The following is a 14754-nucleotide window of genomic DNA, read 5'->3' as shown; positions in this document are numbered from 1 at the left end:
TGGGTTGTTGACGGCACGGAAGGAACCCGCTTAAGTACTCCCCGTTACCCTTCACCCTTTCGTGCGTAGCGGGAGTTCCCATGCGTCTCTCGAAAGACGACTCCGTGCCGGCCGGGCTGGTCGTCGCCGTGTCGCCGCTGCGATGGCCGTCGGCACGCGGCGTCGCCGCCGCCGCACGCGGGGGCGGGCTCGGCGTGCTCGACCTCACGGCCGGAGGCACCGCGGCCGCAGAGGAGCTCGCACTGCTCGGCGAATGGGGCGTCCCGGCGTTCGGGGTCCGGCTGGCCGGTCCGGCGGACCTGCCCGACGCCGTGACCACCGTGCTGCTGACCGAAGACGCCGAGTGCACCTCGCGGGACTTCCCGGGACGGCGAGTGCTGGCCGAGGTCACCTCCCGCGCCGCGGCCGGCCGGGCCGTCGCCGCCGGCGCCCACGGCCTGATCGCCCGCGGCCACGAAAGCGGCGGCCGGGTCGGGGAACTGAGCACCTTCGTGCTGCTGCAGGCCCTGCTCGCCGACGACACCCTGGACATCCCGGTGTGGGCCGCGGGCGGCATCGGGCCGCACACCGCCGCGGCCGCCGTCGCCGGTGGCGCGGCCGGCGTCGTCGTCGACACCCAGCTGGCCCTGCTCCCGGAAGCCGAACTGCCGTCCGCCCTGACCACCGCCGTCACCGGGCTCGACGGCTCGGAAACGACCGTCACCGACGGCGTCCGCGTGCTGGCCCGCCGCGGCATCGAACCCCTGGAAGCCGGCCAGGACGTCTTCCTCGCCACCCGGTTCCGCGACCGCTGGGGCACGGTGACCGCGGCGGTGCGCGGCCTGGCCGGCGCCGTCGGCGAGGCCCTCCGCCTGCCGGACGCCGTGCTGGGCCCCGGCAGCGCGGGCAGCCGCGCGCTCGGCACGGCCCTGCCGGTCGCCCAGGGCCCGATGACCCGGGTCAGCGACCAGCCCGCCTTCGCGGCCGCGGTCGCCGCGGGCGGCGCGCTGCCGTTCATCGCGCTGGCCCTGTCCGGCCCGGAACAGACCCGCGACGTGCTGGACCGGACCCGCGCGGCCGTGGGCGGCGCACCCTGGGGCGTCGGCGTCCTCGGGTTCGCCGCCGACGACGTCAAGGCCGCGCAGCTGGCCGTCATCCGCGAACTCCGGCCGACGCACGCGATCATCGCCGGCGGCCGGCCCGCGCAGGCCGTGGCGCTGGAAGAGGCCGGCATCGCCACCTTCCTGCACGTGCCGTCGCCGGGGCTGCTGAAGCAGTTCCTCGAAGCGGGCGCCCGCAAGTTCGTCTTCGAAGGCTCCGAATGCGGCGGTCACGTCGGACCGCGCACCAGCTTCCCGTTGTGGGAGGCCCAGCTCGGCGTCCTCGCCGACTTCCTCGCGGCCACCCCGGACGCGGCCACGGACCTGCAGCTGCTGTTCGCCGGCGGCATCCACGACGAACGCTCGGCCGCGATGGTGGCGGCCCTCGCCGCCCCGGTGGCCGCGCGCGGCGCGGCGATCGGCGTGCTGATGGGCACCGCCTACCTCTTCACGCGCGAGGTCGTCGACGAGGGTGCCGTGCTCCCGCTGTTCCAGCGCAGCCTGCTCGAAGCCGAGCACACCGACCTCCTCGAGACCGCGCCGGGCCACGCCACCCGCTGCGTGCGCAGCCCGTTCACCGAGGAGTACGCGGCGATCAAAGCGGATCTCGCCGAGCGCGGCGTGCCGAGCCGCGACGCCTGGGAGCAGCTGGAAACGCTCAACGTCGGGCGGCTTCGCCTGGCGAGCAAGGGCATCGAGCGCGTGGGCGCCGAGCTGCGGGACGTCGGCGAAGACCGTCAGCTCGCCGAAGGCATGTTCATGGCCGGGGAAGTCGCAGTCCTGCGCTCGGCCGTCACCACGATCGCCGGCCTGCACCACTCGGTCGGCGAAGGCGCCAACGCGTTCCTGCGGGCGCGGGCGGCCGAGTTCGGCGTCACCGAGACCGAACCGGGCGCGCCGGCGCCGCTGGACATCGCGATCGTCGGCATGGCGTGCATGTTCCCGCAGGCCCCGGACCTGGCCGCGTTCTGGGCGAACGTGCTGGCCGGCACCGACGCGGTCACCGAGGTGCCCCCGCAGCGCTGGGACACCTCCCTCTATTACGACCCCGAGGGCCAGGGGGAGCGGACGCCGTCGCGCTGGGGCGGGTTCCTGCCCGAGATCGGTTTCGACCCGCTGAAGTACGGCATCCCGCCGTCGTCGCTGGCCAGCATCGAGCCCGTGCAGCTGCTCGCCTTGGAAGCCGCGCACCGCGCGCTGGCCGACGCGGGCTACGCCGACCGCGCGTTCGACCGGGCCCGGACGTCGGTCGTGTTCGGCGCCGAAGCGGGCAGCGACCTGTCGAACGCGATGACCCTGCGGTCCGTGCTGCCGTCCTACCTCGGCGAACTCCCGTCCGAACTGGACGAACGGCTGCCGAAGATCACCGAAGACTCCTTCCCGGGCGTGCTCGCGAACGTCATCGCCGGGCGCATCGCCAACCGGCTCGACCTGGGCGGGGCCAACTACACCGTCGACGCCGCGTGCGCGTCCTCGCTGACCGCGGTCGACGTCGCCTGCAAGGAACTGACCGCCGGCACCAGCGACCTCGTCCTGTGCGGGGGCGCGGACCTGCACAACGGCATCAACGACTACCTCCTGTTCGCCTCGGCGCACGCGCTCTCGCCGACCGGGCGGTCGGCGACGTTCGACAGCGCGGCCGACGGCATCGCGCTCGGCGAAGGCGTCGCCTGCCTCGCCCTGAAGCGCCTCGCCGACGCCGAACGCGACGGTGACCGCGTGTACGCCGTGATCAAGGGCGTCGGCGCGGCTTCGGACGGCCGCGCGCTGGGGTTGACGGCGCCGCGGCCCGAGGGGCAGCACACCGCGCTGACCCGCGCCTACCGCAACGCCGGTGTCTCGCCCGCGCGCGTCGGGCTGGTCGAGGCGCACGGGACCGGCACCGTCGTCGGCGACCGGACCGAGCTGGGCACGCTGACCAAGGTGTTCACCGAGGCCGGCGCCGCCCCCGGGGCGTGCACGATCGGCTCGGTGAAGTCCCAGATCGGGCACACCAAGTGCGCCGCGGGCCTGGCCGGGCTGATCAAGGCCGCCCTCTCCGTGCACACCGGCGTCAAACCGCCGACGCTGCACCTCGCGGCACCGAACCCGGCCTGGGACCCGGCGACCAGCCCGTTCGTCTTCCAGTCGGCCGCGCAGCCGTGGACCGCGCCACCGGCCGAGCGGCTGGCCGGGGTCAGCGCGTTCGGCTTCGGCGGCACCAACTTCCACGTCGTGCTCGCCGCCCACGACGGCGTCCCGCCCGCGCAAGCCGCCGACGAGTGGCCGGCGGAACTGTTCACCTTCGCGACGGAGCCGGCGGCGCGGGATCTGCTGGCCCTGGCTGCGGAGGCCCCTTCGCCGTGGCGGCTGCGGGACCTGGCCCTCGCGGCGGCCCAGCGGGCGCAGGGACGTCCGGCCCGCCTGGCCGTCGTCGCGTCCACTGTGGACGAATTGACCGGACTGCTGCGGCAGGCACTGGACGGGCACGACGCCCCCGGCGTGTTCCGCGCGGACGACACCGTGGCGGGCGAGGTCGCGGTGCTGTTCCCCGGCCAGGGCAGCCAGCGGCCGGGCATGTTCGCCGAGCTGTTCGTCACCTTCCCCGAGCTGCAGCGCTACCTGCGGCTCGACCCGGCGACGGCCGAGGTCGTCTTCGGCCCGGCGGTGTTCGGGGAGCCGGCGCGGCGGGACCGCGTCGAGCGGGTCACCGACACGCGCGTCGCCCAGCCCGCGCTCGGGATGGCCGGGCTGGCCGCGTTCCGGCTGCTGACCCGGGCCGGCGTGCGGCCCGGGATGCTGGGCGGCCACAGCTACGGCGAACTGACGGCTCTGGCCGCGGCGGGCGCCTTCACGCCGGAAGGGCTGGTGCACGCGAGCCACGTCCGGGCGGCGGCGATCCTCGGCGCGGTTCCCGCCGACGACCCGGGCGCGATGGCCGCGGTGTCGGCGTCCGCCGCCGAGGTTCTCGCGGTCCTCGGGGAATCGCCGGTCGTGCTGGCGAACCACAACTCGCCCAAGCAGACGGTCATTTCCGGGCCGACACCCGACGTCGAGGCCGCGGTCGGGCAGCTGCGGGCCGCCGGGCTGGGCGCGAAGCGGATCCAGGTGGCGTGCGCGTTCCACAGCTCGCTGGTGGCGCCGGCGGGGGAGACGTTCGGCCGGGCCTTGGAGGCGATCGGCGTCGTGCGGCCCGCGGTTGCGGTATACGGCAACCGGACGGCCGGGCCCTACCCGGAGGAGCCGGACGCGATCCGCGGCGAGCTGGCCGCCCAGCTGGGCTCGCCGGTCCGGTTCGTGGAGCAGGTCGAGGCGATGTACACGGCCGGGGCCCGGGTGTTCGTCGAGGCCGGGCCCGGTGCCGTGCTGGCCAAGCAGGTCGCCGCCATCCTCGGCGACCGGCCGCACCGGACGGTCGGGTTCGAGCAGCCGGGCCGCCGCGGCCTGCCGGGCTTCCTCGGCGCGCTGGCGCAGCTGGCGGTGTCCGGAGTGCCGCTCGAGACCGGCTGGCTGTTCCGCGGGCGTGACGCCGTGGACGCGTTCGTGGTGCCGCGGCCGAAGCGTCCCGGGTGGACGGTCGACGGCCACCTCCTCCGCGCGGCGGACGGCACCATCCCGGCGGGCGCCCTCCGCCCGGCGGAGCGGGTCTCGTTCGGGGTGTCGGCCGCGGCTCCGTCGGAGGCGATGGTCGCGGACTTCCTGCGCACGAGCCGCGAGATGATCGCCGCCCAGCGTGACGTCCTGCTGGGCTTCCTCGGCACGGATGCTCCGTTGCCTTCCCCGGTCCCGGTTTCGGTCATCGAACAGCCCGCGGCGGTGGCGCCGGTCGCGCTGCCGAAGTCCGCTTCGGTGCTGGAAACGGTGGTCGAGGTGATCGGGGAGCGGACGGGTTATCCGGTGGAGATGATCGAGCCGGACCTCGATCTGGAAGCCGATTTGAGCGTGGATTCGATCAAGCGGGCGGAGATCGCGGGTGAGCTGGCGTCCCGGCTGGGGCTCGCCGGCGGCGACGTGGAGGAGTTCGCGAAGGCGCGCACGGCGGCGGCGATCGCGGCGCTGATCGGCCCCGCGCCGGCCCCGGAGACCGCTTCGGTGCTGGAGACGGTGGTGGCGGTGATCGGGGAGCGGACGGGCTACCCGGTGGAGATGATCGAGCCGGACCTCGATCTCGAGGCCGACCTGAGCGTGGACTCCATCAAGCGCGCCGAGATCGCGGGGGAACTGGCCACGCGCCTGAACCTCGACCCGGGTGGCGACGTCGAGGAACTGGCCAAGGCCCGCACCGCCGCGGCGATCGCCGACCTCATCGACGGCGAACGTCCCCAAGTGGCGTCGGACGCCACCTCGGGACGCTGGGAGCCGGGCGAACCCGCGCCGCTCATCGTGGCACCGAAACGCCTGGTCATGGCCGAAGCCGACCTGCCGCCCGCCGAGACGCCCGACGTCACCGGGCGGAAATTCCTGGTTCTCGGCGGTGGGCCGCTCGCCGAGGCCGTCCACACTCACCTCACCGCGCTCGGCGCGACGGCCGAGGTCGCCGACGAGGTCCGCGCCGGGTTCGACGGGGTCCTCTTCCTCCCCGGCACCGCGCTGCCCGCCGCCTTCCCGCAGTACCAGGCCGCCCTCGCGACGAACCCGTCCTGGCTGCTCACCGCCGGGCCCGGCGAAGGCCTGCGCGGCTTCCACCGCAGCCTCGCCCGCGAATACCCCGCCACCCTCACCCGCGTGGTCGAGCTGTTCCCGGACGAAACACCCGAAAACCAAGCCACCGCACTGATCCAAGAACTGTCCACAGCAGACCGCGAACCCGTCGTCGTCCGTGACGGCAACGCTCGCAGGGGTTTCCGGATGACCGAACAGGACCTCGGCCCGCTCGCCACCAACGGCGCGGGCCCGGCCGGCGACGGCGCCGCCGAAGCCGCCGCCATCGGCCTGACCCGGGACTCGGTCGTCCTGCTCGTCGGCGGCGCCAAGGGCATCACCGCCCGGTTCGCCACCACCCTCGCCGCGGCCGCCGGGTGCCGGATCGAACTGCTCGGCCGGACACCCGTGCCCGCCCACCACGACGAACACCCGCAGGCCACGACGGCCCAAGACCTCCGAGCCGCGCTCATCGGATCCGGCTCGAAGAGCCCCGCCGAGATCGAACGGGCCGTCCGCCGGATCCTGGGTGAACGCGAGGTCCGGCAGACCCTGGCCAAGCTCGAAGCCCTCGGCAGCCCGGCGCGCTACCAGTCGGTCGACATGCTCGACGCCGAAGCCGTGCACCGCGCGGTCAAGGAGATCCACGCCGAGCACGGCCGGCTCGACGGCATCGTCTACGCGGCCGGCGTCATCGAGGACAAGCTCGTCGCCGAGAAGACGCCCGAGTCGTTCGAGCGCGTCTACGGCACCAAGGTCGACGGCGCCCGCACCCTCCTCGAAGCGACCGCCGACCTGCCCGAAGAGCCCGCATTCGTCGTCCTCTTCGGCAGCATCGCCGCCACGCTCGGCAACCGCGGCCAGTCCGACTACGCCGCCGCGAACGACGCCCTCGAGACGCTCGGCCGCCAGTGGCCGGCCGGGCGGGCGGTGACCGTCCACTGGGGACCGTGGGCCCCGACCGGTGAGCACGACGGCATGGTCACGCCCGAACTCATGCGCGACTACGCCCGCCGCGGCATCGCGCTGATCGACCCGGAGGAGGGCACCCTCGGCCTGCTGCGCGAGCTGGCCTGGGGCCGTCCGGGCACCGGCGCCGTCGTCCACACCGCCTCGGGCTGGTGACCGGCATGCGCGTGGCCATCGTCGGGATGTCGGTCCTGCTGCCCGGCGCCCCCGACCTGGCGAGCTACTGGCGCAACCTCGCGGGCGGCGTCGACGCGATCACCGAGGTGCCGCCGGGCAAGTGGGACCACGCGCACTACGCGCCGGACGAGCAGCGCCGGGCCGACCGGGTCTACTGCCGGCGCGGCGGGTTCGTCGACGAACTGGCCGAAGTGGACGTCACCGGCTTCGGGATCATGCCGAACTCCGTGCCCGCCACCGAGCCCGACCAGCTGATCGCGCTGCGCGTCGCGGCGCAGGCCGTCGCCGACGCCGGTGGCCCGGACCGCCTGCCGGCCGACCGCGCGAAGGTCGGGGTCGTGCTCGGCCGCGGCGGGTACCTGACGCCGGGGCTGGTCCGGCTCGACCAGCGGGTCCGCACCGCGAGCCAGCTCGTCCGCACCCTCGGCGAGCTCATGCCCGACCTCGACGCCGACCGGCTCGACGCCGTCCGCCAGGCCTTCACCGACCAGCTCGGCCCCGAGGCACCCGAATCCGCGATCGGGCTGGTGCCGAACCTGGCCGCGTCGCGGCTGGCCAACCGCCTCGACCTGCGCGGCCCGGCCTACACGGTGGACGCCGCGTGCGCGTCCTCGCTGATCGCCGTCGACCACGCCGTGCGGGAGCTGACCACCGGCCGGTGCGACGTCGTCCTCGCCGGCGGGGTGCACCACTGCCACGACATCACCTTCTGGAGCGTGTTCACCCAGCTCGGCGCGCTGTCACCGTCGGAGCGGATCCGGCCGTTCCACCGCGACGCCGACGGGGTGCTGATCGGCGAAGGCACCGGCGTCGTCGTCCTCAAGCGCCTCGAAGACGCCCAGCGCGACGGCGACCGCGTCTACGCCGTGATCACCGGAACCGGCATCGCCTCCGACGGCCGGACCGCGAGCCTGGCCAGTCCCGACTCCGGCGGCCAGGTCCGGGCCGTCCGCCAGGCGTGGGCCGCGGCCGGCCTCGATCCGGCCGCCCCGGACTCCATCGGCCTGCTGGAGGCGCACGGCACCGCGACCCCGGCCGGCGACGCCGCGGAACTCACCACGCTGAAAGAGGTGTTCGGAAGCGCGGGCTCTGCCGTTCTGGGCTCGGTCAAGTCGATGATCGGCCACACGATGCCCGCGGCCGGGATCGCCGGGCTGGTCAAGGCGGCCTTGGCCGTGCACCACGGCGTCCTGCTGCCCACGCTGCACTGCGACGACCCGCACCCGGAGCTGGCCAAGACCCGCTTTTCCACGTTGGCCGCCGCCGCGCCGTGGGACGCGCCGGTGCGCCGTGCCGGCGTCAACGCGTTCGGCTTCGGCGGGATCAACGCCCACGTCGTCCTCGAACAGGCCCCGGGCCGCGCGAAACCGGTCGTGGTGCGCGAGCCCGAGCGCGTGCTGCGGCTGGCCGCGCCGACCCTCGACGCGCTGCGCGAGGCGTTCGACCGGCCCGGGCCGCCGGAAACCGGGCGCGGCCCGGTCCGGCTCGGCATCGTCGACCCGACCGGGAAACGGCTGGCCCTGGCCCGGAAGGTCCTGGCGCGCGGCCGGGCCTGGCGCGGCCGCAACGACGTCTGGTTCGCCGACCGCCCCCTGCTCGGGCCGGGCGGCGGCAAGATCGCGTTCCTCTTCCCCGGCCTGGAGTCGGAACTCACGCTCGACTGCGGCGACGTCGCCCGTCACTTCGGCCTGCCCTGGAAGCACGCGGACGTCGAGGTCGGCGACGTCGGGCGGCAGGGTGCGGCGGTGTTCGAGCTGGGCCGGCTGCTGCACGGCGCCCTCGGCCGGCTCGGTGTCACGCCGGACGCCGTCGCCGGGCACAGCCTGGGCGAATGGACGGCGATGGCCGTCGCCGGCGTCTACGCCGAAGAAGAGGTCGACACCTTCCTCGCCGGGTTCGACCCGGACGCGCTCGTCGTCCCCGGTCTCGCCTTCGCCGCGATCGGCGCGTCCGCGCCGCGGGTGACCGAAGAGCTGGCCGGGCGGGCGGACGTCGTCCTCTCCCACGACAATTCCCCGAACCAGGCCATGATCTGCGGGCCGGAAGCGGCGGTCGGCGCGCTCGTGGAGCGGTTCCGCGACGCCGGGATCGTGGCGCAGGTGCTGCCGTTCCGCTCGGGCTTCCACACCCCGATGCTGCGGCCGTACCTGGACCCGATCCGGGCGGCGGCCGAGCGGTTCACGCTGCACCCGCCCGCCCTGCCGCTCTGGTCGGCGACCACGGTGTCCGAATACCCGGCGGGTGCGGCCGGGATCCGCGAGCTGTTCGTGCGCCACCTGCTGCAGCCGGTCCGGTTCCGCCCGCTCGTGCGGGCCCTGCACGACGCCGGGTTCCGCGCGTTCGTCCAGGTGGGCGCCGGGCAGCTCGGCTCGCTGGTCGGCGACACCCTGCACGGCGAGGAACACCTGGTCGTGGCCGCGCACTCGGCGCAACGACCCGGGCTCGCGCAGCTGCGCCGGGTCGCGACCGCGCTGTGGGCCGACGGTCTCGACGTCGACTTCGCGCGCCTGCCCGGCGAACGCCCGGCCGCGCCCAAGGCGGTCAAGCTCGATCTCGGCGGCCGCCTGATCTCCCTGGACGACCAGGTCCGCGCCCGGATCGCGCTGCCGGCCGCCCGGAAGGCAGGCGTGGACGACCTGGCCGCGAAGGGCCCGCTCGCCGCGGAGTTCGCCGCCCTGCTGGCCGACACCGCCGAGCTGGCGTCCACCGTGCTCGCCGGCCCGGCGCGCCGCCTCCCGGCACCGCGGGCACTCGACACCACCCTCACCGTGTCGCTCGAAACGATGCCGTACCTGCTCGACCACTGTTTCTTCAAACAGCCACCCCAAGCCGACCCGGGCGATCGCTGGCCGGTCGTCCCGGCGACCACGGTGATCGACCACCTCATGCGGTTCGCCGAGCAGGCCGCGCCCGGACGGCAGGCGGTCGCCGTGCACGACGTGCGGCTCAGCCAGTGGATCACCGCGGTTCCGGCGGTCACCGTGCCGGTGCGCGTCCGGCCGCACGGCCCGGACCGGGTGCACGCGGCCATCACCGGCTACTCCCAGGCCGTCGTCGAGCTAGCCCCGCACTACCCCGCCGCCGCACCGGCACCGTGGCGGTTCCCGGCGTCGGCCGAGAAGGTGCCCGAGACCACGGCGGCCCAGCTGTACGACGAGCGGTGGATGTTCCACGGCCCGCGCTTCCAGGGCGTCACCGAGCTGACCGCCGTCGGCGACCGGCACGTGCGGGCCGTGCTGACCACCCCGGCCGCGCCCGGCGCGCTGCTCGACAACGTCGGCCAGGTGCTCGGCTACTGGATCATGTCCCGGCTGCCCGAACGGACCACCGTCTTCCCGGTCGCCATGCGCGAAATCCGGTTCCACGGGCCGCACCCGGCCCCGGGCGAACGCCTGGAGTGCCTGGTCCGGATCACCGGGCTGACCGACGAGTTCCTCGACGCGGACATGCAGCTCGTCCACGACGGCCGGGTCTGGGCCGAGTTCGCCGGCTGGCGCGACCGGCGGTTCGACAGCACGGCGCACATCCGGCAGGCCGACCGGACGCCGGAGCGGTCGACGCTGTCGCACGAGCAGCCGGGCGGCTGGGCCCTGGTGCGCGAGCAGTGGCCCGACCTGGCCACCCGCGAGTTGATCATGCGCAATTACCTCGCCGGCCCCGAACGCGACGCCTACGACCGCCGTCCGCCGCGTGGGCGGCGCCAGTGGCTGCTCGGCCGGATCGCGGCCAAGGACGCGGTCCGCCAGTTCCTCTGGGCCCGCGGCGAACCCGAGATGTTCCCCGCCGAACTGCGGATCGGCAACGACGAGAGCGGCCGGCCGTTCGCGACCGGCGCCTACGGCCGGGAGCTGCCCCCGGTGACGATTTCCGTGGCGCACCGCGCCGAAGCCGGGGTGTCGATCGCCCGGTTCGGGCCGTGCGGCATCGACATCGAAGAGGTGGCCCCGCGCGCGGAGTCCACTGTGGAGGCCGCGCTCGGCCCGGGCGAGCTGGCGTTGTTCGCGAGCCTGCCGGGCGATCCGGAGCAGTGGTTCGCCCGGTTCTGGACGGCGAAGGAGGCCGTCGCGAAACTGCGCGGCACCGGCCTGCGCGGGGAACCCCGGGACTTCGAGGTCGTCGCGGCGGCCCCGGAAGGGCTGACCGTCCGCGTCGCGGGCCGCGCGTACCGCGTGTGCTGTGCCGACGTCGAGAACCCGCCCGGTGCGCCGCCGCGCCGCTACGTCGTCGCCTGGACAGAAGAGACGAAGGAGACTGCCGGATGAGCATCGAGACCACGGCCGCGAACGAGGTGACCGTGCTCGCCCAGCTCAGCGGAATGCTGCGCGAGCTGCTCGAGGAGTACGGGCTGGACGGGGAAGACACTGCGGAAATCACCATGGAGACGACGTTCCACGACGATCTCGAGCTGGAGAGCGTCGACCTGGTGGCGCTGTCCGGGCAGCTGCGCGAGCACTACGGGGACCGCGTCAACTTCGCCACCTTCATCGCCGAGCGCGACCTGGACGAGATCATCGCGCTGACCGTCGGCGAGCTCGTCCGGTACATCGTCGCTTCCCTGCGGGCGACGGCGTGACCCGGATCCGCGCGGGCGAGCTGGACGTGCACGTCCAGCGGCTCACCCCGGACGTGCCCCTGGACGGGGACGCGCCGATCGTGGTGTGCGTCCACGGGCTGCTGACCGACAGCCTGGCCAGCTACTACTTCACGCTCGGCCCGGCCTTCGCCGAGCGCGGCCTCGACGTGCTGATGTACGACCTGCGCGGGCACGGCCGGACGACCCGCCCGGCGTCCGGGTACCGGCTGGAGCGGTTCGTCGACGACCTCGTCGCGGTCCTCGACGCCTGCGACGTCACCCGGCCCGTCCACGTCGTCGGCAACTCCTTCGGCGCTTCGGTGGCGCTCGGGCTGGCCGCCGCCCGGCCCGACCGGGTGGCCAGCGTGGTCGTGCTCGAAGGCGAACCACCGACCGAGGAGTGGACCCGGCACATGGCCGACGGGCTCGCCGACGCCAAGACCCGGCTGGCGATCGACGAGGTGATCGGCTGGATCGCCGACCACCACGGCGCGCACACCGCCCGGCTGTCCAAGGCCGCGAACAAGATCCTGCAGACCACCACGATCGCCGAGGACATCCCGCGCAGCGCCACGATCGCAGCGGACCTTTCGGCGGTGCGCTGCCCGGTGTTCGCGATCTTCGGTGGCGATTCGGGGCTGGCGGCGCAGGTGCCGCACTTCGAGACGCACCTCGAAGGCCGCTGCGTCGTGCTGCCCGAGCAGGGGCATTCGGTGCTGGTCGAGCGGACCGCGGAGGTCATCGAGCTGATCTCGAACTGGGTCCGCGACACCGCGCGCACGCAGGCGCGGGTGCGGTAGTGGCCCGGTTCCTCTTCGTCGTCCCGCCCCTGGTGGGGCACGTCAACCCGGCCGTCGGCGTGGCGGCCGAGCTCACCGCGCGCGGCCACGAGGTCGCCTGGGCGGGCCACGGCGAACTGCTGTGGCAGCTGGCCGGCCCGGAGGCGCTGGTGTTCTCCTGCGCCGCGGGAGACCTGCCCGTGCGCCCGGCCGACCTGAAGGGCCCGGCGGCGCTGCGCTTCCTGTGGCAGGACTTCCTCGTCCCGCTGGCGGACGCGATGGCCCCCGGCGTGGCCGCGGCGCTCGACGCCTTCGAGCCGCACGTCATGGTCGCCGACCAGCAGGCCCTCGCCGGTGGCCTGCTCGCCGAAGCCGCCGGCCTGCCGTGGGTCACGTCGGCGACGACGTCGGCCGAGCTCGTCGACCCCCTGGCCGGGATGCCGAAGGTCGGGGCGTGGGTCGGCGAGCTGCTCGACGGGCTCCGCGCGCGGATCGCCGGCGGCCGGGGCGGGGCGGACCCGCGGTTCTCACCGCACGGCGTCCTCGCCTTCACCACCCGCGAACTGCTCGGCGAGGCCACCCTGCCGGCGGCGGTTCGGCTCGTCGGGCCCGCCCTCGGCGCCCGGCCGTCCACAACGGATTTCCCGTGGGAGTGGCTCGACCCGCTGCGGCCGACCGTCCTGGTCTCCCTGGGGACGGCGAACACGTCCGCGGGCGCCGGGTTCCTGGCGGCGACGGCGGAGGCGTTCGCCGGGACGAGCGTGCGCGCGGTGATCGCCGACCCGGGCGGCGTGCTCGGCGACGTCCCGCCGAACGTGCTGGTGCGCCCGAGCGTCCCGCAGTTGCCGCTGTTGTCCCGGGTCGACGCCGTGCTGTGCCACGCGGGCCACAACACGGTCTGCGAAACGCTGTGGCACGGCCTGCCGCTGGTGGTCGCGCCGATCCGCGACGACCAGCCGGTCGTGGCGGCCCAGGTGGTCGCGGCGGGCGCGGGCGTCCGCCTGCGGTTCGGCCGCGCGGACGCACCCCGCATCGCGGCGGCGGTCGAGGAGGTCCTGACGGAACCGTCGTACCGCCGCGCGGCCGAGGTCGTGGCGGCCTCGTTCCACGCGGCCGGCGGAAGCGCGGCGGCCGCCGGGCACCTGGAGCAGCTGGCGTTGGAGAGCCTGGCGCACCTTTCCCGCTGAAGCCGTGATTTACAGCGGAAAACAGGGCCGTTACCGTGGTCGGGATGACTGTTTCCGAATGTCGTCCCGAGGACGTTCCCGAGCTCGTCGCGTCGGCCGCGGCGTTGTTCGCCGAGGACGGTGGGCAGCACGACCCGTTCATGGACACGGGCTGGCCCGCACGCGAAGGCGAGGCCTACTACGCGGGCCTCGTCGAGAACCCGGAGTGCCTGTGCCTGCTGGCCGGCGGGGGCGCAGGCCACCTGATCGGGCGGTTGCGCCGGCCGGACCCGTTGCGGCCGGACGCGGTGACGGCCGTGCTCGAGAGCATGCGCGTCGCTCCGGACCGCCGTCGCGAGGGAGTGGGCAGCGCGCTGGTGGCCGCATTTCTGGCCTGGGCACGGGAGCGCGGCGCGAACGAAATGACCGTGCAGGCGTACGCGCAGAACGCCGGTGCACTCGATTTCTACCGCGCGCACGGGTTCCGCCCGTTTCTGGTGTCCTTGACGCGCAGCTGAGCCGGTCCCGCGTCACACTGGAGGCCATGGGCTTCCTGGACGGGCGGGCCGTGGTGATCACCGGTGCCGGACGCGGGCTGGGGCGGGCGTTCGCGCGGCACGCGGCCGCGAGCGGCGCCGCGGTCGTCGTCAACGACGTCGACGGCGAACCGGCCTGCGAGACCGTGGAGGCGATCGTGGCCGACGGCGGTACCGCGGCGGCGAGCGTCGGCTCGGTGGCCGACCCGGACTACGCCCGGTCGCTGATCAGCCTGTGCTGCAGCCGGTTCGGGGCGCTGGACGGGCTCGTCAACAACGCCGCCGTCGGCTACCACGCGCCGCCGTGGGAGGACGACGACGCCGAGCGGACCCGGGCACTGGTCGAGACCAACGTGCTCGGCCCGTTCCACTGTGGCACCGCGGCCGCGAAAGTCATGTGCGCCCGGGGCCGCGGTGTCATCGTCAACGTGACGTCGGGGTCGATGATCGGCCAGCGCCGCGCCGCCGCGTACTCGGCGTCGAAGGGCGCGGTGGCGTCGATGACCTACTCGTGGGCCTCGGACCTGGCGGAGCACGGCGTGCGCGTCAACGCCGTCAGCCCGATCGCCTGGACCCGGCTGATGGCCGCCGACCCGAACGGGAACCGCGACGCACCACCGCCCGAACGGGTGGCGCCGCTGGTGACCTACCTGCTCAGCGACCTCTCGGCCGGCGTCACCGGGCAGGTGCTGCGGCTCGCCGACGGGCACCTGCACGCCGTCCGCCAGCCCGCGATCATCCGGCCCGTCCTGCACCGGGAAACCTGGACGGTGGAGGAGATCGCCGCGGCCGTCGAACGCGAGCTCGTCCTCGAATCGCCGCCGCGGGAGCGCTGGACCCTTTGAGGGACAAGGA

At 74.5% G+C, this 14754-nt stretch carries 7 protein-coding genes; all 7 read left to right on the top strand.

Annotation, left to right across the window (positions count from 1 at the left end):
• The first annotated feature begins 80 nt into the window (after nt 1-80).
• Genes H5965_RS25455 through H5965_RS25425 form a run of 7 tightly spaced genes read left to right on the top strand, consistent with a single transcriptional unit; the run spans nt 81 to nt 14744 of the window.
• Entirely contained in the window at nt 81-6824 is a 6744-nt protein-coding gene (locus H5965_RS25455; protein ID WP_310972763.1) for an SDR family NAD(P)-dependent oxidoreductase, read from the top strand.
• A 5-nt stretch (nt 6825-6829) separates the two neighbouring features.
• Complete coding sequence (locus H5965_RS25450; RefSeq protein ID WP_310972762.1) at nt 6830-11107, top strand: beta-ketoacyl synthase N-terminal-like domain-containing protein; 4278 nt, start codon at nt 6830-6832, stop codon at nt 11105-11107.
• Nucleotides 11104-11418: an acyl carrier protein gene (locus H5965_RS25445; protein WP_310972761.1), complete on the top strand. Its 315-nt coding sequence runs from the start codon at nt 11104-11106 to the stop codon at nt 11416-11418. Before H5965_RS25450 ends, H5965_RS25445 begins: the two co-directional genes overlap by 4 nt.
• Nucleotides 11415-12218 carry an alpha/beta hydrolase gene (locus H5965_RS25440; protein ID WP_310972760.1) on the top strand — a complete coding sequence of 268 codons (804 nt, stop codon included), beginning with the start codon at nt 11415-11417 and terminating at the stop codon, nt 12216-12218. The genes H5965_RS25445 and H5965_RS25440 overlap by 4 nt, the downstream gene beginning before the upstream one ends.
• Nucleotides 12218-13384, top strand: a complete 1167-nt coding sequence (locus H5965_RS25435; RefSeq protein ID WP_310972759.1) for a nucleotide disphospho-sugar-binding domain-containing protein — start codon at nt 12218-12220, stop codon at nt 13382-13384. Before H5965_RS25440 ends, H5965_RS25435 begins: the two co-directional genes overlap by 1 nt.
• A 44-nt stretch (nt 13385-13428) precedes the next feature.
• Entirely contained in the window at nt 13429-13881 is a 453-nt protein-coding gene (locus H5965_RS25430) for a GNAT family N-acetyltransferase (protein ID WP_310972758.1), read from the top strand.
• A 26-nt stretch (nt 13882-13907) separates the two neighbouring features.
• On the top strand, nt 13908-14744 hold the full coding sequence (locus H5965_RS25425; RefSeq protein ID WP_310972757.1) for an SDR family oxidoreductase: 837 nt from the start codon (nt 13908-13910) through the stop codon (nt 14742-14744).
• Nucleotides 14745-14754: the final 10 nt, after the last annotated feature.

The sequence above is a fragment of the Amycolatopsis sp. 505 genome, from assembly GCF_031625235.1.
Taxonomy (GTDB): Bacteria; Actinomycetota; Actinomycetes; order Mycobacteriales; family Pseudonocardiaceae; genus Amycolatopsis.
The sequence above is the reverse complement of the archived record's forward strand: the minus strand, read 5'-3'. Positions and strand labels throughout refer to the sequence as shown.

Excerpts from the sequence above, each read along its gene's own strand:
- H5965_RS25450 (WP_310972762.1), top strand. The coding sequence starts at position 6,830 with ATGCGCGTGGCCATCGTCGGGATGTCGGTCCTGCTGCCCGGCGCCCCC.
- H5965_RS25430 (WP_310972758.1), top strand. The coding sequence starts at position 13,429 with ATGACTGTTTCCGAATGTCGTCCCGAGGACGTTCCCGAGCTCGTCGCG.
- H5965_RS25455 (WP_310972763.1), top strand. The coding sequence starts at position 81 with ATGCGTCTCTCGAAAGACGACTCCGTGCCGGCCGGGCTGGTCGTCGCC.
- H5965_RS25425 (WP_310972757.1), top strand. The coding sequence starts at position 13,908 with ATGGGCTTCCTGGACGGGCGGGCCGTGGTGATCACCGGTGCCGGACGC.
- H5965_RS25445 (WP_310972761.1), top strand. The coding sequence starts at position 11,104 with ATGAGCATCGAGACCACGGCCGCGAACGAGGTGACCGTGCTCGCCCAG.